The organism is Streptomyces sp. NPDC048254 (assembly GCF_043201895.1).
Classification (GTDB): Bacteria; Actinomycetota; Actinomycetes; order Streptomycetales; family Streptomycetaceae; genus Streptomyces.
In genome coordinates this window covers 469,409-487,807 of record NZ_JBICZJ010000002.1, presented here as the reverse complement: position 1 = coordinate 487,807, position 18,399 = coordinate 469,409, and the positions used below count along the sequence as shown (strand labels likewise).

General features: G+C 71.3%; 15 protein-coding genes. 5 read left to right on the top strand and 10 right to left on the bottom strand.

Features of this window, described 5'->3' with window-relative positions; genetic code table 11:
• Positions 1-159: 159 nt before the first annotated feature.
• The 4 genes from ACGFZQ_RS07545 to ACGFZQ_RS07530 all read right to left on the bottom strand — a co-directional run bounded on the left by ACGFZQ_RS07545 (position 160) and on the right by ACGFZQ_RS07530 (position 7,888).
• Positions 160-843: an ABC transporter ATP-binding protein gene (locus tag ACGFZQ_RS07545; RefSeq protein WP_351741430.1), complete on the bottom strand. Its 684-nt coding sequence runs from the start codon at positions 841-843 to the stop codon at positions 160-162.
• A gap of 236 nt (positions 844-1,079) precedes the next feature.
• The gene (locus ACGFZQ_RS07540) at positions 1,080-2,582 is read right to left on the bottom strand and encodes an ABC transporter permease (RefSeq protein ID WP_393839552.1); all 1,503 of its coding nucleotides are present in this window, start codon (positions 2,580-2,582) and stop codon (positions 1,080-1,082) included.
• Positions 2,583-2,708: 126 nt separating this feature from the next.
• Positions 2,709-4,154 carry a hypothetical protein gene (locus ACGFZQ_RS07535; RefSeq protein WP_393839551.1) on the bottom strand — a complete coding sequence of 482 codons (1,446 nt, stop codon included), beginning with the start codon at positions 4,152-4,154 and terminating at the stop codon, positions 2,709-2,711.
• On the bottom strand, positions 4,154-7,888 hold the full coding sequence (locus ACGFZQ_RS07530) for a CHAT domain-containing protein (protein ID WP_393839550.1): 3,735 nt from the start codon (positions 7,886-7,888) through the stop codon (positions 4,154-4,156). The genes ACGFZQ_RS07535 and ACGFZQ_RS07530 overlap by 1 nt, the downstream gene beginning before the upstream one ends.
• Positions 7,889-7,984: 96 nt before the next feature.
• On the opposite strand from ACGFZQ_RS07530, the gene ACGFZQ_RS07525 reads away from it, so the two are divergent.
• Complete coding sequence (locus ACGFZQ_RS07525; RefSeq protein ID WP_393839549.1) at positions 7,985-8,377, top strand: hypothetical protein; 393 nt, start codon at positions 7,985-7,987, stop codon at positions 8,375-8,377.
• Positions 8,374-9,282, top strand: a complete 909-nt coding sequence (locus ACGFZQ_RS07520; RefSeq protein WP_393839548.1) for a hypothetical protein — start codon at positions 8,374-8,376, stop codon at positions 9,280-9,282. The genes ACGFZQ_RS07525 and ACGFZQ_RS07520 overlap by 4 nt, the downstream gene beginning before the upstream one ends.
• Positions 9,283-9,334: 52 nt before the next feature.
• On the opposite strand, the gene ACGFZQ_RS07515 is transcribed toward ACGFZQ_RS07520, so the two are convergent.
• On the bottom strand, positions 9,335-10,579 hold the full coding sequence (locus tag ACGFZQ_RS07515) for an Ig-like domain-containing protein (RefSeq protein WP_393839547.1): 1,245 nt from the start codon (positions 10,577-10,579) through the stop codon (positions 9,335-9,337).
• 232 nt (positions 10,580-10,811) lie between these two features.
• Entirely contained in the window at positions 10,812-11,156 is a 345-nt protein-coding gene (locus ACGFZQ_RS07510; protein WP_351741417.1) for a hypothetical protein, read from the bottom strand.
• A gap of 109 nt (positions 11,157-11,265) precedes the next feature.
• Here ACGFZQ_RS07510 and ACGFZQ_RS07505 point away from each other — a divergent pair, with 109 nt between their 5' ends.
• Together ACGFZQ_RS07505 and ACGFZQ_RS07500 are read left to right on the top strand one after the other, a co-directional pair.
• Positions 11,266-11,583 carry a hypothetical protein gene (locus ACGFZQ_RS07505; RefSeq protein ID WP_351741414.1) on the top strand — a complete coding sequence of 106 codons (318 nt, stop codon included), beginning with the start codon at positions 11,266-11,268 and terminating at the stop codon, positions 11,581-11,583.
• Positions 11,584-11,624: 41 nt separating this feature from the next.
• On the top strand, positions 11,625-12,407 hold the full coding sequence (locus tag ACGFZQ_RS07500) for a hypothetical protein (protein WP_351741412.1): 783 nt from the start codon (positions 11,625-11,627) through the stop codon (positions 12,405-12,407).
• A gap of 156 nt (positions 12,408-12,563) precedes the next feature.
• Here ACGFZQ_RS07500 and hutH read toward each other — a convergent pair whose 3' ends face one another.
• The 3 genes from hutH to ACGFZQ_RS07485 form a co-directional block, all read right to left on the bottom strand.
• Positions 12,564-14,132 (bottom strand): histidine ammonia-lyase, encoded by a 1,569-nt coding sequence (gene hutH / locus ACGFZQ_RS07495; RefSeq protein WP_393839869.1) that lies wholly within the window; start codon positions 14,130-14,132, stop codon positions 12,564-12,566.
• A gap of 91 nt (positions 14,133-14,223) precedes the next feature.
• The gene (locus ACGFZQ_RS07490) at positions 14,224-15,366 is read right to left on the bottom strand and encodes a diguanylate cyclase domain-containing protein (protein ID WP_393839546.1); all 1,143 of its coding nucleotides are present in this window, start codon (positions 15,364-15,366) and stop codon (positions 14,224-14,226) included.
• 119 nt (positions 15,367-15,485) lie between these two features.
• A complete protein-coding gene (locus ACGFZQ_RS07485; protein ID WP_393839545.1) occupies positions 15,486-16,280 on the bottom strand; it encodes an enoyl-CoA hydratase/isomerase family protein in 795 nt (264 codons plus the stop codon).
• 215 nt (positions 16,281-16,495) lie between these two features.
• Here ACGFZQ_RS07485 and ACGFZQ_RS07480 point away from each other — a divergent pair, with 215 nt between their 5' ends.
• Complete coding sequence (locus ACGFZQ_RS07480; RefSeq protein ID WP_393839544.1) at positions 16,496-17,194, top strand: hypothetical protein; 699 nt, start codon at positions 16,496-16,498, stop codon at positions 17,192-17,194.
• 37 nt (positions 17,195-17,231) lie between these two features.
• On the opposite strand, the gene ACGFZQ_RS07475 is transcribed toward ACGFZQ_RS07480, so the two are convergent.
• Positions 17,232-18,347 (bottom strand): adenylate/guanylate cyclase domain-containing protein, encoded by a 1,116-nt coding sequence (locus ACGFZQ_RS07475; protein ID WP_351693007.1) that lies wholly within the window; start codon positions 18,345-18,347, stop codon positions 17,232-17,234.
• Positions 18,348-18,399 lie beyond the last annotated feature (52 nt).

The following is an 18,399-nucleotide window of genomic DNA, read 5'->3' as shown; positions in this document are numbered from 1 at the left end:
AATACGGAGTATGCCGGGGGGTGATCAGCGGGCTCAATAGATGAGAGACCGGTAAGAGATGTACAGGAGAACTGTTACGCGCCGGGGCAGACACTGTTACCCAACTGCGCGGTTGTGCGCGGGAGTTCGGTGCTAGGTGCCGTCAGCCCGTGACGCACCTCACGCGCCCGCGTTCTCCTTGACGGTGATTTTGCCCTTGCGGATGGTCGCCAGCCGGGGGGCCTTCTTCGCGATCGCGGAGTCGTGGGTGACCATGATGAAGGTCAGCCCGTGCTCCTTCCACATGCGCTCCAGTACGTCCATGATCTCGTCGCGCATGCCCTCGTCGAGGTTGCCGGTGGGCTCGTCGGCGAGCAGCACCTTGGGCTGCTTGACGAGGGCCCGGGCGATGGCGACGCGCTGCTGCTGGCCGCCGGACATCTCGCCGGGCAGGTGCCCGAGGCGTTCGCCGAGACCGACGGAGGTCAGTGCCTCGGCGGCACGCTCCCGGCGGTCCTTGGCCTTGACGCCGAGCGGGACGAGGGCGGTCTCGACGTTCTCCTGGGCGGTGAGCGTCGGGATGAGGTTGAAGGACTGGAAGACGAAGCCGATGTTCTCGCTGCGGACCCGGGTCAGCTTGGTCTCGGAGAGCTTGGCCAGGTCGGTGCCGTCCAGGACGACTTCGCCGGAGGTCGGCCGGTCCAGGCCGCCGAGCATCTGCAGGAGGGTGGACTTGCCGCCGCCGGTGGGGCCCTGGATGACCAGGCGGTCGCCGTCGGAGATGGTGAGATCGATGCCGTCGAGGGCGCGGACGGTGTCCTTGCCGCGGGAGTAGAGCTTGGTGACGTTTCTGAGTTCGTACATGGTGACTCCTGGGAGGGTTCGGGGTGGTGCGGCTTCGTCATTGGCTGCGGGTGGGTGGGGGCTGATCGCGCAGTTCCCCGCGCCCCTTACGGGGCTTACTCAGCCGCGGGCAGTCGTGCCGCTGGGGCGGCACGGGTGGGCGATGGGGGTCCCCCCGCTCGAGCGAAGCCGAGAGTGGGGGAGGCACCCTGCCGGCGCCGGAAAGCGAAACCCCGGCCCACCCCAGCCCACGTCAGCTACTCCACGCGCCGCAGCGCATCCGCAGGCCGCAGCCTCGACGCGCGCCAGCCGCCGAACGCGCCCGCGATCAGGCCGCCGGCCACCGCCAGCCCCACCGCCACCGCGATCGTCGTCACGCTGACCGGTGCCGTCAGGGCGACCTCCAGCGTCTTCGCGGCCTGCCGGCCGCCGCCGAAGCCACCGCCACCGCCGCCACCGCCGAAGCCGCCCCCGCCGCCGGGACCACCGGCGGCGTTGCCGCCACCGCCACCGCTGCCGAGGGAGGCGTCCAGGGTCGGGCTGATCTCGGTGACGACGTACGCGCCCGCCAGACCGATCGCAATACCGAGCGCGCCGCCGACCAGTCCGTTGACCATGGCCTCGCCGATGACCTGCCCGGTGACCCGGCGGGACTTCCAGCCCAGCGCCTTCAGCGTGCCGAACTCGCGGACCCGGCGGGAGACCGCCGAGGAGGTCAGCAGTCCGGCGACCAGGAACGCGGCCACGAGCACCGCGATGGACAGCCACTTGCCGACGTTGGTGGCGAGCGAGGACGCCGTGGACAGGGAGCCGGAGACGGTGTCCGCGAGGTCGGCGGAGGTGGTGACCGTCGTACCCGAGACGTTCTTCTGGATGGTCGACTTGACGGCCGAGATCTGCTTGGAGTCGGTCGCCTTGACGTAGATCGTGGTGACCTTGTTCTTCTCGTCGGCCAGCGTCTGCGCCTGCTTCAGCGGCATGTACAGGTTGGCCGCCGCGTCACCGCTGTCGGCCGTCGCGATGCCGATGATGGTGTACTTGACCTTGTTGATGGTCACGGTCGAACCGACCTTGTACTTCTTCTCCTTGGCGTACGCCGAGTCGGCGACCAGCACCTTGGCGTTCGTCTCGGTCGTCTTGAAGGTACGGCCGCTGGTGATCTTCGACGAGGTCAGCGGGCCGATCCCGGTCTGGGTGACGTCGGTGCCGTAGACCGTGTACGAGTTGACGTCGAAGTTGGCACCGCCGCCCTGGACCTCACCCTGCGGCGCGCCGTTGCCGCCGCCGTTGCCCTGGCCCTGGCCGCCCTGCTGGTTGCCGCCGGAGCCCTGGTTCTGCTGGAACTGACCCCGGGTGAACTGGCCGCTGATCTTGACCACGTTGAGGTTCAGCCCGCCGACCGCGGTAGCGACGCCCTTCTGGCCGCCGACCTTGGTGACGGTGGTGGAGGCGAGGGTGGTGAAGCCCTGCACCATGACGCGGTCACTGCTCTGCGTGCTCGACGAGCCGTTGTTCTGCGCGTCGAAGTTGAAGCGGGGCCGCTGGGAGGCGCTCGTGGTCGCCGACGCGGCCTTGGTGACGGTCATGTCCGTACCCAGGCCGTACAGCGACTGGAGGACCTTGTCCTGCGCCTTCCCCATGCCGTTGGACACGGAGTTGACCACGATGACCAGTGCGATACCCAGCGCGAGGCCGGAGGCGACGACGAGAGCCGCCTTTCTGCGGCGGCGCAGTTCGCGCCTCAGGTAGGTGAAGAACATGACCGCAAGGTAGGGACACACCGTGATGGCTCGATAAGGCCCATATAAGAGATGCATGAGAAGGCTGTCCGCGAGCGAGGAGTCGGCTCGCACTGGGCTGTCACCTGATCGGTTCCGGACGGCTTTTCAACGGCCTTCAACGCCCTGCCGTATGTCGTCCATCCTGCGGAAGTCCTCCGGACGACGGTAGGCCCGAAAGCGCACGCCGAGGTGCATGACCAGCTGGGGGAGCAGTTCGGCCCGCTTGGGATGGTGCCGGGGCACCAGTTCGAGGGCCTGGTCCAGCAGGGCGACGGCCTCGTCGATGTCCTCGGGGCGCCGGCCTGTGCGAAAGCGCGAGTCCAGCATCTGGGCGAGGTTGGCGATCCGGGTGGCCTTCCGGACGTCTCGCACGCCCCGGTCGGGCGAGAGCGCGACGGCCTCACGGGCGAGGACGATCGCCTTGTCGAGATCACGGAACTGCCAGGCGATGCTCAGGTCGTTGAGGGCGGCGGGACGTTCGGGATGGCCGACCGGCGCGGCGTCCACGGCCTCCTGGCCGAATCGGAGAGCCTCCGAGAGGTCGGTGGCACTCCTGGTGCGATAGGTGCGGTGGGTGAGCATGGAGCAGAGGTTGTGCAGCATCCCCGGTTCCGGTTCCGGCGCACGGGCCACCGCTTGACCGCCCGCCGCGACGGCCGCGTCGAGATCCTTCAGGTCGTCGCCGGCCCGATAGCGCATCAGCAACTCGATGGCCAGCCCTTCGAAGAGGGTGGCCATGTGCCGCGATTCGACGCCCTTCGCGGTGCCTACGCCGATGGCTTCGTGGTGGACCGCGATGGCGTCGTCGAGGTCGCCGGCGGCGCCTTTCAGCAAGCCGCGGTGCGCGAGAGCCAGACCCAGGTGGTGCAGGCAGGAGAAGAGGTGATCGTCCGCTTCCTCGGCGGCGCTTCGGGCGCGCGTCCCGAGCTCGACCGCCTCCCCCGCATCGGCCTCCGAGCCCGTGGCCTCGGATCGGGTCCGCAGCGTGGCGCTGAGGAAGTCGAGGTCCCTGGCGTAGGACACGGTTCCCGGTTCGCCCTCCTCGACCGCCCTGCGGCCCGCCACGATGGCCCGGTCGAGGACGTCGAGCCGTCCGGACTCCTCCCAGACCTGGTACGACGCGTGGGCCACTCCGCTGAAGGCGTCCGCACGGCTCGGCCGCGCGTTGCCGGTCGCTCCGTCGCCGTCCGCTTCGTCAGAGCCGTCGGCGGCTTCCTGCGGCCGGGAGCCCGAATCCTCGGGCAGGCGTCCCGAGGTGAACAGTGCCTTCGCCGTCCGAATGGCCTCGTCGGCTTCTTCCTCGGGCAGCAGCCAGGCGCGCATCCGGTGGAACCACGCCACCAGCAGCACGGCCGAATGACGGAACTCGCGGTCCGCCACGGACCTTCCGGTGTCCACGTGCGCGCGCGAGGCGAGTTCGAGGAGCAGCGAGGCGTCCGCCGACGCCGCCGGGTCGAGGAGCAGCCGGGGCTGCGCGTACAGCACGAACGCGTCCAGCCTGTCGTGCATACGGCGCAGAACGTCGTCGCGCTCATCGGTGAGGTCGGTCATCAGGGCCCCAGATGGACGTACGAGCACCAGTTGACGGACGCCATGGGAAACAGGCGCCGCTGCTCGAGGACGGCCCGGTGCAGGGACCGGGCGGCATCCGCGGCGTCCATCTCCCCCGTCGGCCGGGCCAGCGCGGTGTACACGGTGTCGGCGACCGCGGGTGCCATGGGGTCGTCGATGGCCCACAGGGTCCCGATGACATGGCGGTAGCCGGCCAGTTGCATCATCGTGGCGAGGTTCAGGGACTCGTCGCTCAGCCCGCGCACGGTCCGGGCGGTGCTGCACGCGGACAGAAAGGCGAGCTCGGCGTTCCTGGCAGGAGAGGTACGGGACACCGCCGCCATCCGCAGCTCTTCGTCGTACAGCAGCAGCCGCGCCTCGTCGTCCGATGCGCCGCGCACGGATCCGTGGCAGGCGAAGTGCACCCACCCGGCCGTCGGCAGGTGGCCGCGGACGGCCGCCCCGGTGGCGTCCGGTCCGATCAGCGCGTGCGCGGTGGGGAAGGAGCGCAGAAAGACCTGTGCCTCGTCCTCAGCGGTGCGCAACAGGTGCTGTCCGCCACTGACTTGGGTCTCCGGTACGGCGACCAGCAGAGGGCGGCCCGGTGATGCGGCCGGCGCCGATCTGACCTCGATCAGCTGACGCAGGGTCGGTGTGTACGAGGAGATCACCCGGTCCAGCACCGACTGGGCGTCACCGCGCTGCCGGTCATGGAGGCCGGCGGCGTGCAGCGGCAGGGCGGCGAAGGCGCCGGTGGGGCACCACCACACCCGCTCGGCCTCGTCCGCGGACTTCGCCTGCGTGTGCCCCAGTTCGGTGAGGATCGGCGCGCAGACCTGGTGCCACAGCCACTCCAGGGTGGTCATCACCAGGTGACGTCCGCTCGCCAGCTGCGACCGGGCGGGGGCGTCGCCCTCCAGAATGCCCAGACCCAGGGAGAAGCGGCGGGCGTAGGACCGTACGAGATCGTCGGAGACGTCGTCCAGCGGAACGCAGCGCACATCCCGGTCCGCCCGCACGATCAGGGCGTCACATCGGGAGCGGCTCGCGTTGACGATGACGACGGGCCCGTCCGCGGCGGCTTCGCGCAGCGCGGGGTACGACGGCCTGCGCAGGAAGTCGGCCAGTCCCTCCTGCTTCCTGATCTCCTCGATGAGTTCGCTTCTGCGCCGGGCGGCGGCGAGCCGCTCGCCGGTGGAGAGGACGCCCCCGTAACCGTCTTCGTCCGGTACGGGGAGAGCCTCGGCCTGGGCATGGGCGTTCGCGAACCGCTCCGCCAGCTCCGGGGAGACCCGGGCGACGCGGTGGACGGCCGCCTGACCGCCGAGGGCTCGGCCGAGCAGGACGCCGCGACCGTGTTCGAGTACTTCGACGGCACGTTCGTACTCGCGTCTGCCGACGGCCTGGGCCGCGGCGTCCCGGGCCAGCCCGTCGGCCCTGCGCAGGAGAGCCTCCTGCCCCTCCTGGTCGATCCCGGACCAGGAGGCGAGCTCCAACAGGTCCAGGGCGGTGTCATACGCCCGCGGTGCCTGCTCGGAGTAGCCCAGCGCCTCTGCGGACTCCGCCCAGTTGCAGGCGGCGTTGAGGCGCACCCGGATTCCCGCCGTCGGTGTGGTGGCCGCGCTTCGGAACAGGTCGGCGGCCTCGGCGAGGGCGCCGCGGCCGGACGTGTCCCGGTGCAGGTCGCGCAGGTGCGACGCGAGCGTGGTCTCGACGAGGGCCGCTTCCTCCGTCCCCTCGTCGGCGAGCCGGCGCGCTTCCCTGCACAGGCTGACCGACTCGTGCAGCAGACCGATGTCGTCGTCGTGGAGATATCGGCGGTGCAACGCCGAGGACAGCTCGTGGAGATGCCCCGACTGCCACTCCCCCGTGTCGCCTTCGGGGGGCCGGGTGGCGCGCAGCAGGGCTATCGCCCGGTCCAGTTCTCCGGCGTCGCCCATGCCCAGCATGAGCGGACGGCCGTCGGACGCCGGAGGCGGTGGTACCGGACGGTCGCGCAGGGGATAGCCGTCCTCCACCGCCTGAAGCGCCGCCCCGATCGCCGCGGCCTGCAGAGTCCGCATTTCGTCGTCCCGTACGGCCTCGAACCTGCCGCGCAGCAGCCGCGCCAGGATGACGGTCGCCGACCGAACGTCGCTCAGGAGCGCCCACCCTCCCTCGACGACGTCCCGGAGCAGTTCCTCGGCCTCGGACCACGCGTCGTCGTCCACCGGGTCCTGCCAGGTGAGCGCCTGGGCCAGCGCGACCATCCCGGTGGCACGGTCCCGGCCGGGGACACGTGCCATGCGGCGCAGCAGTTCGACGTGCTGCCGCCAGCTGGCCGCGTCGCCGAGTTCGAGATGCCGGCCGACCACGGCGCCCGCGAGGTTCAGCAGACCCGAGGCCCGGTCGGGGTGATCCTCGGGGAGCGCGTCCACGGCCTCCCGGTGAAGGTCGACGGGGTCCTGGCGCCCGGTGCTCGCGCCGGACGGCCGCGCCCCCCGCAGCTGCCGGACGGCCCCCAGGGCGGAGAGGGCATAGGCCCGGTGCTCGTCCCCGACCAGTGCCTCCAGCCCCCCGGCCAGCTGCTCCTCGGCCTCGCGCAGCAGGTCGGGGGCGTTCCTCCGGACATGCGCGAGTGCCAACAGCGCGATGCCGAGATTCACGCGGCACGTCGGGTACTGCTCGTCCCGCTCGTCGCTGATGTCCAGGGCCCGCCGGGAGACCTCGAGGGATTCCTCCAGGAGTGCCACCCGTCCCGTGCGCTCGTACTGCGTCTCCAGCAGGCTGCCCAGGTTGGAGAGTGCCTTCGCCTGGTCCCGGGGAGACAGGCATCCCGAGTCGACGGCCGCACGCGTCATCGACTCGGCCTCATCGAGCAGCGCGTGATCCGCCGAACGCACCATGGCGTGCTGCTCCTGCAGCACGTTCGCGTACGTGATCTGGGTCATGGCGTACTCGGAGGTGCCGACCGGGGTCGTCTCGAGCGACTCGCGGACGGCTGCCGCGGCCCGGGCGAGGAGGTCCGCGTCGCCACGGCGGTGTGCCGCGCGTCGAAGGTAGATGCTCAGGTCGTTGAGCGCGGTGTCGCGCAGCGGATGGCCGACGGACATGGCGTTCAGCGCCTGTTCCGTCAGGTCGACCGCCTGGGAGAGCCAGTTGTCGTCGTTGGTGCGGCAGAAGTAGCTGAACGCGACGAACCCGAGGGCGGCCTGGAGGTCCAGTTGCAGCGGATGCGCCGGCGGGATGAGGGCCAGCGCCTGCGCCACCAGCTGTCCCAGCGTCGTCCCCAGAGGGCTGTCGTCCGGGTGCTGTCGGCCTTCCTCGGCCATGAACGCCTGGGCCATCAGCGTCACGCGCTCCACGCATGTCCATGGCGCGGCCCCCATGACGTCGACCATCTCCGGATGGTCGTCCATCGCCCGGCGGTGCTGCTGCGGCACCAGGTCGGGCCGCTGGCGGTAGAGGAGGCAGTGGTAGTAGACGGCTCTGTAGAAGTCGAGGTGAGTGTCGGCGCCGTCAGGGGGGTCCTTGCGCGCCTCATGGAACTGGGCCAGCGCGGACCATGCGGGCACGAGGTCGGCCGGGTCCGTCCCGGCGTCCTCCTCGGCCCGGGCGAGGGCACAGTGCAACCGTTCCGCGTCCTTGAAGGCCGCGTCCGCCCATAACGCTTCGGCGTCCCCGTCGACGCGCCACGCGGCGAGCCGAGGCTCCAACCGGTGCAGGAGGGCCTGCACCCCGCTTCCGTCCGGCACTGCGTTCCCCCGTTTTCTGCCCGGACCGGCACGTCAGCCGAGCAGTACACCAACCCATCGACCGTAGACCATAGTTGGAAGGGAAGGAAGGTGAGCATGACCGAGCCCTCGCCGCCGAGGCTGGCGGACCTGTGCACCGAACTGCCGCAGCTGAAGCGGACTGCCGCACGCCATGGCCGGCACGCACAACTACGGCAGTTCCTGCAGTCCTTGCACGACATCCTCGACCAGGCGGACCCGGCCGACCGGACGGTGGCCCTCGACGAGGCCGTCACGCGGATCTGGCGGGCCTACGGGCTGCCGGTCGCGCCCCGCTCCTGGCGCCCCGAGACCCAGCTGCCCGGCCGGCAGGCGGCCGCGCCGGTCACGGGCCTGTACGTCTGCCCCCGAGGGCATTGCGGCCGCGCGGAAAAGCGGTCCCCCGGCGGGCCGTTGCCCCTGTGCGCTCTGCACGACAACGAACCACTCACGTTCGAAGGACAACCTTGAAGGGGTTCCTCGACGAGATAGGCAAACAGCTCGCCGGGCGGTGGGTGGCTCTACTCACCGTCCCCGGCCTGCTCTTCCTCGTCACGGCGGCGGTCGCCCGGAGCCTTGGGCACACCATGGACTTCTCGCGTGCCGCGGACCGGCTGCGTCACCTCACCCCGGATCATGGCGAACCCCCGGCCGCCCTCGTCCTCGCGGCTCTTGTCGTGCTGGCCGTAGCCACCTTCGCTGGATTGCTGGTGCACTGGTCGTCCGTCGCGATCGAGGAGTTCTGGCTCACCCCGTGGCAGCTGTGGCCCGCCGGCCCACTGCTGCGCAACCGGCGGCGCCGGTGGGCACGCGCGCACTGGCGTTACCTGGGGGCCGGCCAACAGCGGGAGCAGGCGGAGCTCGCCGGGCTCACGCAGACGGCAGCGGCGCATGCCCGCGGGGCGGTCCGGCAGGCCGCGCGCCGCAACCGGATCGCCCTCACGCGTCCGTGCCACGCCGGCTGGATGGCCGACCGGCTGAACAGCTGCGGTTTGCGGGTCATGGGGCAGTACGGGCTCGACGTGGACATGGTCTGGCCCCGCATGTGGCTGTTGCTGCCCGAACCGGCGCGTACCGAGGTCCGGGCCGCGCGCGACCGGCTCGCCCAGGCGTGCGGGCTGGCCTCGTGGGGTGTGCTCTATGTCGTCGTCGGATGCGTCTGGTGCTACCCGGTGGCGCTGGGCGGACTGACCGCCGGCTTCCTGGCGTGGACGCGGGCCCGCCGTGCGGTGGGGAACCTCGCGGATCTGGTGGAGTCGAGCATGGACGTGTACTCCCCCTTGCTCGCCGAGCACCTCGGCGTCCCGTTGTCCGACGGCCGTGTCACCCCTGCCATCGGCGCGTCGCTGCGCGAGAGGATCCGCAAGGGGGCATAGCGAAGGCGGCCGCCCGAGCGAGCGACCGCCTTCACAGCAGACCGGAATCGGGTCAGACGGCCGAACCGGCCTTCCAGTCGGCCCAGTTCAGGTTCCAGCCGTTGAGGCCGTTGTCGGGGGCCACGGTCTTGTCACCGGTGTTGGAGATGACCACCACGTCACCGACGATGGAGTGGCTGTACATCCAGTAGGCGGGCGTGCTGGTGTCGTTGGCGCCCTTGGTGTCGGACAGGCCGACACAGCCGTGGCTGGTGTTCACGGCACCGAAGATGGACTTGGCGCCCCAGTAGTTGCCGTGCAGGAAGGTGCCGGAACTGGTGAGGCGGATGGCGTGCGGCACGTCCTTGATGTCGTACTCGCCCTTGCCGTCGCTGTCGGTGAAGCCCACGGTCGCGCCGTTCATGCGCGTCTCCTTGAACTTCTCGGACATCACCATGATGCCGTTGTACGTCTTGTTCTCGGGCGAACCCGCCGAGATCGGGATGGTCTTGACGGTCTTCCCGTCCTGGGTGATCTTCATTTCCTTCGTCTTGGCGTCGACGTAGGAGACCTGGTTGCGGCCGATGTGGAAGGTGACCGTCTTCTGCTGGACGCCGTAGACACCGGAGGCGCCCTGCACACCGTCGAGCGCCAGCTTCAGCGTGACGGTGGAGTTCTCCTTCCAGTAGTCCTCGGGACGGCAGTCCATGCGCTGGGTGGAGAACCAGTGGCAGGCGACCTCCTGCCCGCTGCTGGAGGTGACCGTGATGCCCTTCTGGACGGCGGCCTTGTCGGTGATCTGCTTGTCGAAGTTGATCGACACGGGCATGCCGACGCCGACGGTCGAGCCGTCCTCCGGCGTGAAGGTGCCTATGAAGCTGTTGGCCGGGGAGACCGTGGTGAAGGACGCGTTCTCGTGGGCGACCAGGCCGGCGGAGTCCTTGGCCTCGGCGGCGACCTTGTAGGTGGTGGACCGTTCCAGCTGGGCGGAGGGCTTCCAGGTCGTCTTGTCGGCGGACAGGGCGCCGGTGACCGCGGTGCCGTCGGCGGTGGTCATGGTCACGCTGGTGAGCGTGCCCTTGCTGACGGTGACGGCGGCGGAGTTGTTGATGGAGGCGTTGCTGGAGCCGTCCTTGGGCGTGATCACGATGTCGGCCTGGGACGACTTCTTCGCCGCCGCCTGGTCCGACTGGGCCTGCGAGCTCTCACCGCTGCCGGACGCCTTGTCGTCGCTTCCGGAACACGCCGTGAGCACCAGCACACCGCCGAGCAGTGCGGACGCGGCCACCAGGCCCTTGCGCCGCTTACTGTCCGTCATCACACGCTTCTCCATCGTTGCCGAGTCCGCGAACACACCGAGAGCCCCCGTCAAGAACCTTCAACGCTACGGCCGCCGCGTCCCGTTCCACATTCCAGGGAGGTGTGGGGCACACCACGTCCGCCGGGGCGGCCGGTGCGGCAAGGGCGGCAGAGGTCGGTCCGTGCGCTGTCCGAGACGACGAAACCCCGGACGGCGGTTGCCGTCCGGGGTCACTGGTTCCCCGGATCGTTCAGCCGATGCCGTCCTCTTCTTCGTCGCCTTCGCCATCATCCTCGTCGAGATCCCACTCCGGCGAATCCGGATCGTAGGAAACGTGCTCGCTGGACCAGGAGGCCTGCTGGAGTTCGACCCCGGGCACCTCACTGACCAGGTCGAACGGGTCGACCAGATAGGCGAGGGCCTCGGCGGTGTCTTCCGTCACAGCGGTCTCGGCGTGCGCACGCTCCTCGCCGGGCAGCTCGGGATCCTCGGCGATCCGCTGCAGCGCGGCCTTGGTGACCTCGCCGGCGTCCTCGACTTCGAGGACCAGCTCCACCCGAAGCCGTACAAAACGTGATGTCTCTGGAGTGCTCATGCCCGGAGCGTACGACCGAAACCTCCCGTGACTTTCCCGTGACCCGCGATTTTCACTAACATCGCCCCACACGGCCAATTCGCCAGCGTCACAAGGGGATCGATATTCCGTGTCATCCGTTCGCCGCCCGCTGCTGACCGCCACCGCCGCAGGCACGCTCCTGTGTGCGCTGTGGTTCGTCCCGTCCGCCAACGCGTCACAGGACGCCCCGGCGAGAACCGGCACGTCGGAGAGTACGGCGACGCAGGTCACCCAGCAGGCCAAGGCGCTGTCCGAGGCCACCTCCGAGGCCACCGGGGACACCACCCAACTCGCCGACACCGGAAGCCCGGACACCACGCCGTACGTCATCGGCGGCACCCTTTTCCTCGCCGTCGGCGCGGGGTTCGTGGTGTATTCGGTACGCCGGGAACGGCTGGAATTTTAAATAACTTGACCGATCCTTGACCGAGGACTCAGAGTCCTCTCATGAAGAGATCATCGGGCGTGCGGATGTGCACCCTCGCCGCCGGCGGCGCACTGTCCCTCGCCCTCATCACGGGCTGCTCCGACGGGAGTTCCACGGACGCGGCCGCCACCACGGACTCCGCCTCCACCGTCAAGGCGCTGAGCACCGCGCAGTTGAAGCAGCGGATTCTCGCGCAGGGCGAGGTGGACGGCTACAAGGTCAACGCGATCGGCGCGGCCGCGCCGGTCCGGAGCAAGATCAAGTCGAGCGACGAGAAGTGCCGCCCGCTGGCCTACGTCCTCACCGGCCTCGCGCCGGCCGACGCGCCCGCGGAGATCGGCCGCACGGTCCGCGAGGACAAGAAGGACCCGACCGACGACGCGACCTCCCTCGACGACATGGCCGACGGAAAGTTCGAGGACGCGCTCAAGGACTCCCTGAACCTGAACGTCACGTCCCTCGACCTGTCGTCGTACGACGGGAACGGCGCACAGCAGGCGCTGAAGGCCCTCTCGGCGGCGGTCGAGGACTGCGCGACCGGCTTCACGGGCGGCGCGGCCGGCGACGAGCAGAAGGTCACGAAGGTCACCGCGACCAAGCCCTCGGGCACCGGCGACGAGTCGGTGGCCTTCACGGCGGTCACGGAGATGGACGGCGACAAGGGCCCGCTGCACGCGGAGGTCGTACGCCACGGCAACACGCTCGCGACGTACTACACGATGAACATCGGCGCGATGATGTCCGGAAAGACGTACACGGTACCGACCCCGGTGATCAAGGCCCAGTCGGCGAAGCTGAAGTAACCCACAACTCCCCGCGGCCCCTTGAGAAGGGCCGCGGGGAGAAACCCAAGGGGCGCGGGGAACTCCGCATCTTGGGGGCGCGGGGCTGAATCGACATGCGGCTACCGCCGCGTGGGCGCGACCAGCCCCCACGCACCCGCACCCGCACCCGACGAGCTACCGCAGCGCCCCGGTCACCTTCTCGGCGGCCTCTACCAGCGCTCCGGTCCGCACGAACTCCTCCGCCGCCGCAAGGTCGGGCGCGAGGTACCGGTCGGGGCCAACCCCCCGCACCCCCGCGGAGCGCGCCGCCTCGATCACCGCCAGCGAGGCCGGCGCCGCCATCAGGCCCTCCCGCAGCTCGATCGCCCGGGTCGCCGCATACAGCTCGACGGCGATGATCCGCGCCAGATTGCCCACGGCCGTCCGCAACTTGCGCGCCGCCGACCACCCCATGGACACATGGTCCTCCTGCATCGCCGAGGAGGGGATCGAGTCGGCCGACGCCGGCACGGCGAGCCGCTTCAGCTCGCTCACCAGCGCCGCCTGGGTGTACTGGGCGATCATCAGGCCCGAGTCGACGCCCGCGTCGTCCGCCAGGAACGGCGGCAGCCCGTGGCTGCGGTTCTTGTCCAGCAGCCGGTCGGTCCGCCGCTCGGCGATGGACCCGAGGTCGGCCACCGCGATGGCGAGGAAGTCGAGGACGTAGGCGACCGGCGCGCCATGGAAGTTGCCGTTGGACTCGACCCGCCCTCCCCCAGAGCCAAAAGCCTGGGAGGTGCCCCCAGGCAGGACCACGGGGTTGTCGACGGCGGAGGCCAGCTCCCGCTCGGCGACGAGGCGCGCGTGCGCGAGCGTGTCCCGCCCGGCCCCGGCGACCTGCGGAGCACACCGCACCGAGTACGCGTCCTGGACGCGCGGCGCGTCGTCCTGGTGGTGCCCGGTGAGCTCGGAGCCCTGGAGCACGGCGAGCATGTTGGCGGCGCTGTCGCCCTGCCCGGGGTGCGGGCGGATCGCGTGCAGCTCGGGCGCGAGCACCCTGTCCGTGCCGAGGAGCGCCTCCAGGCTCAACGCGGCGGTGACATCGGCGGACTTGTAGAGCATGTCCAGGTCGGCGAGGGCCATGACCAGCATGCCGAGCATGCCGTCGGTGCCGTTGAGGAGCGCGAGCCCCTCCTTCTCGCGGAGTTCGACGGGCGCGATGCCGTGCTCGGCGAGCAGCTCGCCGGCGGGACGGACGACGCCGTCCGGTCCCTCCGCATCCCCCTCGCCCATCAACGTCAGGGCGCAGTGGGAGAGCGGGGCCAGGTCACCGGAGCAGCCGAGGGAGCCGTACTCGTGCACGACCGGGGTGATACCGGCGTTCAGCACGTCGGCCATGGTCTGGGCGACCTCGGGGCGCACACCGGTGTGTCCGGAGCAGACGGTCTTCAGCCGCAGGAACATCAGGGCCCGTACGACCTCGCGCTCCACCCGCGGCCCCATGCCGGCCGCGTGCGAGCGCACGATGTTGCGCTGCAACTGGGCCCGCAGCTCCGGGCTGATGTGCCGGGTCGCGAGGGCGCCGAAGCCGGTGCTGACGCCGTAGACCGGCTCCGGCTTGGCCGCCAGCGCGTCCACGATCTCCCGGGCCGCCGCGAGCGCCGCGACCGCCTCCGCCGACAGTTCGACGCGGGCGCCGCCGCGCGCCACGGCGAGGACGTCGGACGCGGTGACCCCGGACGTCCCCACCACCACAGTGTGCATATCCATATTCAGGAGCGTACGCAGTGAATGCGGCTGCTGTCACTAGTGGGGCGCAGGGTTGCCCCTTACTCGTACGTCACAGCCGTACGGGTCATGACCGCCGGCCCCGGAAGCTGCGCCGCTCGGCCCGCTCCGGCGGGGGCGCGTCGGCCAGTCGTACGACGGGATCGTCCGGCCCCTCCCGTCCGGCCACCACCGGCCGGTCCGCGCGCAGCGCCTTGGCACGGTACTGCGCGGCGTCGGCGAGCCGGAACAGGCGGCGGGCCGAGCGCACCGGCCCTATCGGGTCCGCGGTCGAGGCCAGCCCGCACGCGACCCCCTCCCCCAGCTCCAACTCCCCGGCCCGGCGGCAGAGTTCCTCGGCGGCCTTGACCACGTCGTCGGCCGGCGGCCCGACCGCGAGCAGACAGAACTCGTCCCCGCCGAGCCGCGCGGCCAGGGCGCCCGGGAGCATCGCCCCGCACAGGGAGAGGACCGAGCCGAAACGTTCGAGGAGACGGTCGCCGACGGCATGCCCCTGGCTGTCGTTGACCCGCTTGAGCCCGTTGAGGTCGCAGACGACGAGACTGACCACGGCGCCGTCCGCGCGGTGCAGGTCGATCGCCTCGTCCAGGCGTACGTCGACGGCACGGCGGTTGGCGAGCCCGGTGAGCGCGTCGGTGTACGCCAGCCGGCGGGCCTCCTCGAGCCGCTCGGTCTGGGCGATCCCGGCGGCGACGACGGAGGCCAGGACGGTGGCGAAGTCGGCGTCGCCGCCGCCGAAGACGGGGGCGCGGACGGCGCGGGCGACATACAGCTCGCCCCAGGCCCTGCCGTGCAGCAGGATCGGTGCGACCAGGCAGCAGCCGCGGCCCCTGCGGCGCAGGGCGTCGACCCGCTGGTGCGAGTAGCCGGGGCGGCCGGCCGCGGGACCCTCGGCCGTCTCCACCCAGGCGTTGGGGCCGCCGCCGCCCGCCCAGCGCTCGTGCAGGAACTCGGTGATCTCCGGGAACTGGTGCACCGGGTAGGCCTCGGCCTCCGGGAACTCCTCCTCGTCCGGGGCGCGCTCTCCGACGTTCACGAGGACCCGCAGCCGACCGAGGTCGCGCTCCCAGACGGAGAGCGCGGCGAAGCTGCCGTCCAGGGCACGGCAGGCGCCGGCCGCGGCGGCGTGCCAGCACTCACGTGGGGTGTGAGCCGCGGCCATGCCCTGAGCCAGCGCCACGACGGCGGCGAGCCGGATGTCCTCACCCATTACTCCAGGTTAGGGAGGATTGGGTTCATTCGGGACATGAGTGCGGCGAACAGGTGTTGCGACAATCCGTTTCGTCGCGGACCGCGGCCCGGTGGGGGCCGATCGCGCCCGCCCCCACCTCACTCCCCCGGCCACTCCGGCTTGCGCTTCTCGTTGAACGCCGCGACGCCCTCCGCGCGGTCCCCCGAGAAGGCCACCGTCCGCCATGCCGCGTCCTCGACCTCCAGTCCCGCCCGCAGGTCCAGCCCGTGCCCGAGCCGCAGCGCCCGCTTCGCCGCCCGCAGCCCCACCGGCGAGTTCCCCGCCATCCGCGCCGCCAGCGCCAGCGCCGCGTCCCGGTCCTGTCCCGTCTCCACCAGCTGGTCGACGAGGCCCAGCTCATGCGCCTCCGCCGCCTCCACCCGGCGCGCCGTGAAGATCAGCTCGGCCGCACGGGCCGCCCCGACCCGGCGGGGCAGCAGCTGCGTACCGCCGCCGCCCGGAATCACCCCCACCGACACCTCCGGCAACCCCACCACGGCCGTACCGTCGGCCACGATCACATCGCAGGACAGCGCCAGCTCGAAGCCCCCGCCGAGCGCGTAGCCGTGCACGGCGGCGATCGTCGGCATCGGCAGCTCCAGGACGCCGGTGTACGCCCCGCGCGACAGCGGCCGCGCCCGGACCAGCTCCGCGTCGGTCATGGAGTTGCGCTCCTTGAGGTCGGCGCCGACGCAGAACGCCCGTTCGTGCGAGGAGGTCAGCACCACCACCCGGGCCTCCCGGTCGGCGCTCAGCGCGGCGCACGCGGCCACGATCGAACGCGCCATCTCCGCCGACACCGCGTTCATGGCCTTGGGCCGGTCCAGCACCAGCTCCGCGACCTGGCCGTGCCGCCGTACCAGCACGAACTCCCCGAACCGCTCCTCGCTCACGACACGCCCTCCGGTTAACGTGGGTTAACAGCCTGGACCCGATCATCGCAGTCGAGTCGTGAACGGGAAAGGGCAGCCGTCCGGTTCCCGCACCGACGCCCGGCAACCCGTTCGAGTGACATCCCGCCCAACTCCCACCGCACCGCCCAGGGGAGCGCATAACGTGCGCTCGCCACGGCGCATCGGGGGCGCGAGCGCATCGGGGAGGGATCGTGATGACCGAGACGTCGACGCAGCCGGCGCGAGACACCAACCTCACGGCCGCGGAGCCGGCACAGCCGAAACCGGAGCCGCCGGCCACCCACACCGCGCAGCCGACGGCACGGACCGGCCCGGCGCCCACGGCCCGGCCCCGCACGGACACCACCCCAGCCGGCCCGCTCCGCTTCACCCCCCGGCCCCGAGGCCGGCATCGCCGCCCCCGCCCCCGCAGGGTCCTCCTCGTCGCAGGCGGTATCGCGCTGGCCGCCGGGGCCCTGAGCCTCGTCCGAGTGGGCGTCGATCCGGGCGCCGGCGGCCCCGGCGCCGCCGAGGCCGAACCCCGGCTGGATCCGGGCACCGGGCCGGACCGGTCGACCCCCGCCGCCGCCACGGTCGCCACCGCCACCACCATCCCCCGGGTCAGCCCCTCGTCGGCCTCGGTGACGGGCGGGGTGGACACGACACCGACGACGGCCTCCACCCGCGTACCCCTGCCGGCCACGCCCCCGGCCACCGCACAAGCCGCCCCGGGTACGACCACCATCCCCGAGTCCCCCAACACACCGGCCCCCTCGGCCACCCCACGGCCGACCTCGACACCACCGGGAACCACACCCCCCGCCACACCCCAGCCCTCCGCCCCCGCCCGCCCCGGCCTCTGCGCCCCGCTCATCGGCCTGTGCGTCGACCTGCCGGGAACGCCCGTCGGCTAGCCCTCGCCCCTCCCCCACCCACACGACCACGCGGAGGTCACGGGGCGGCCGGCGGAGCCTCCCGGCGCGTGAGCAGCCACGGCTCCACGACGCCCAGGCCACGCACCGGGCGCTGCCACATCGGCTGGAGGGCGAAGCGGTACGTCGGGGGTTCCTCGCCCTCCTTCTCGGCGGTGGCCGCGGCCTCGGCGGCCTCCGCCTCCGAGGCGGGGGCCTCGCCGGAGCGGATCAGTTCCTCGGCGAACGCCGAGTCGACGAGCACGGCGTCCCGGGGGGCTATGGAGGTCAGCCGGGAGGCCAGGTTCACGGTCGTACCGAAGACATCGCCCATTCGGGTGGTCACCGTGCCGAAGGCCATGCCGACCCGCAGCTCCGGCATCGTCTCGTCGTGCGCCATCGTCTCGACCAGGCGCAGGGCGATGTCGGCGGCCGTGCCGGCGTCGTCGGCGGCGTACAGGACCTCGTCACCGAGGGTCTTGATGAGCCGGCCGCCGCGGGCCGCCACCAGGTCGGCGGCGGTGGTCTCGAACGCCTCGACCAGCTCGCCGAGCTCCTCCTCCTCCATCCGGCGGGTCAGCCGGGTGAACCCGACGAGGTCGGCGAAGCCGACGGCCAGCCGCCGGTCGACCATCTCCTCGTCGTCGGCCGACTGCACGACGCGGCCGGCCGAGGCGGCGAGCTGGCGGCGCCAGACGTAGACGAGGAACTCCTCCAGCTCGGGCAGGAGCAGCTCGACGATCGGGTACGTGACCTCGGTGCGGGTCATGCCCGGCTCGGGGGGCTCGGTCAGGCCCTCCAGGAAGGAATCCATCTGCCATTCGGCCAGACGGGCGGTGGTCTGCCCGGTCGACCGGGCCACCTGCACCGCCATGGCCTCGCTGAGCAGGCCCGCCTCGACGAGACCGGCGAGCCGGCGCAGGGCCAGCACGTCGGCCTCGGTGAGCGCCTTGGCCTGCCCGATGTCCGCGAAGCCCATGGCCCGCCAGAACCTCGACGCCAGTTCCATGGAGACGCCGGCGCTGCGGGCCGCCTGGAACGGGGTGTAGCGGCGCTCGGCACCGAGGATCAGGCCTTCGAGGCGCAGGGCGAGCGGGTCCTCGCCGGAGTCGGCGGCGTCCGCGCCCTCGCCGGAGCCCGTGTCGTCGACGGTCACGCCTGCTGCCCTTCCGATCTGCCGCGGTCGCATACTGACCGGCCTCAACTCT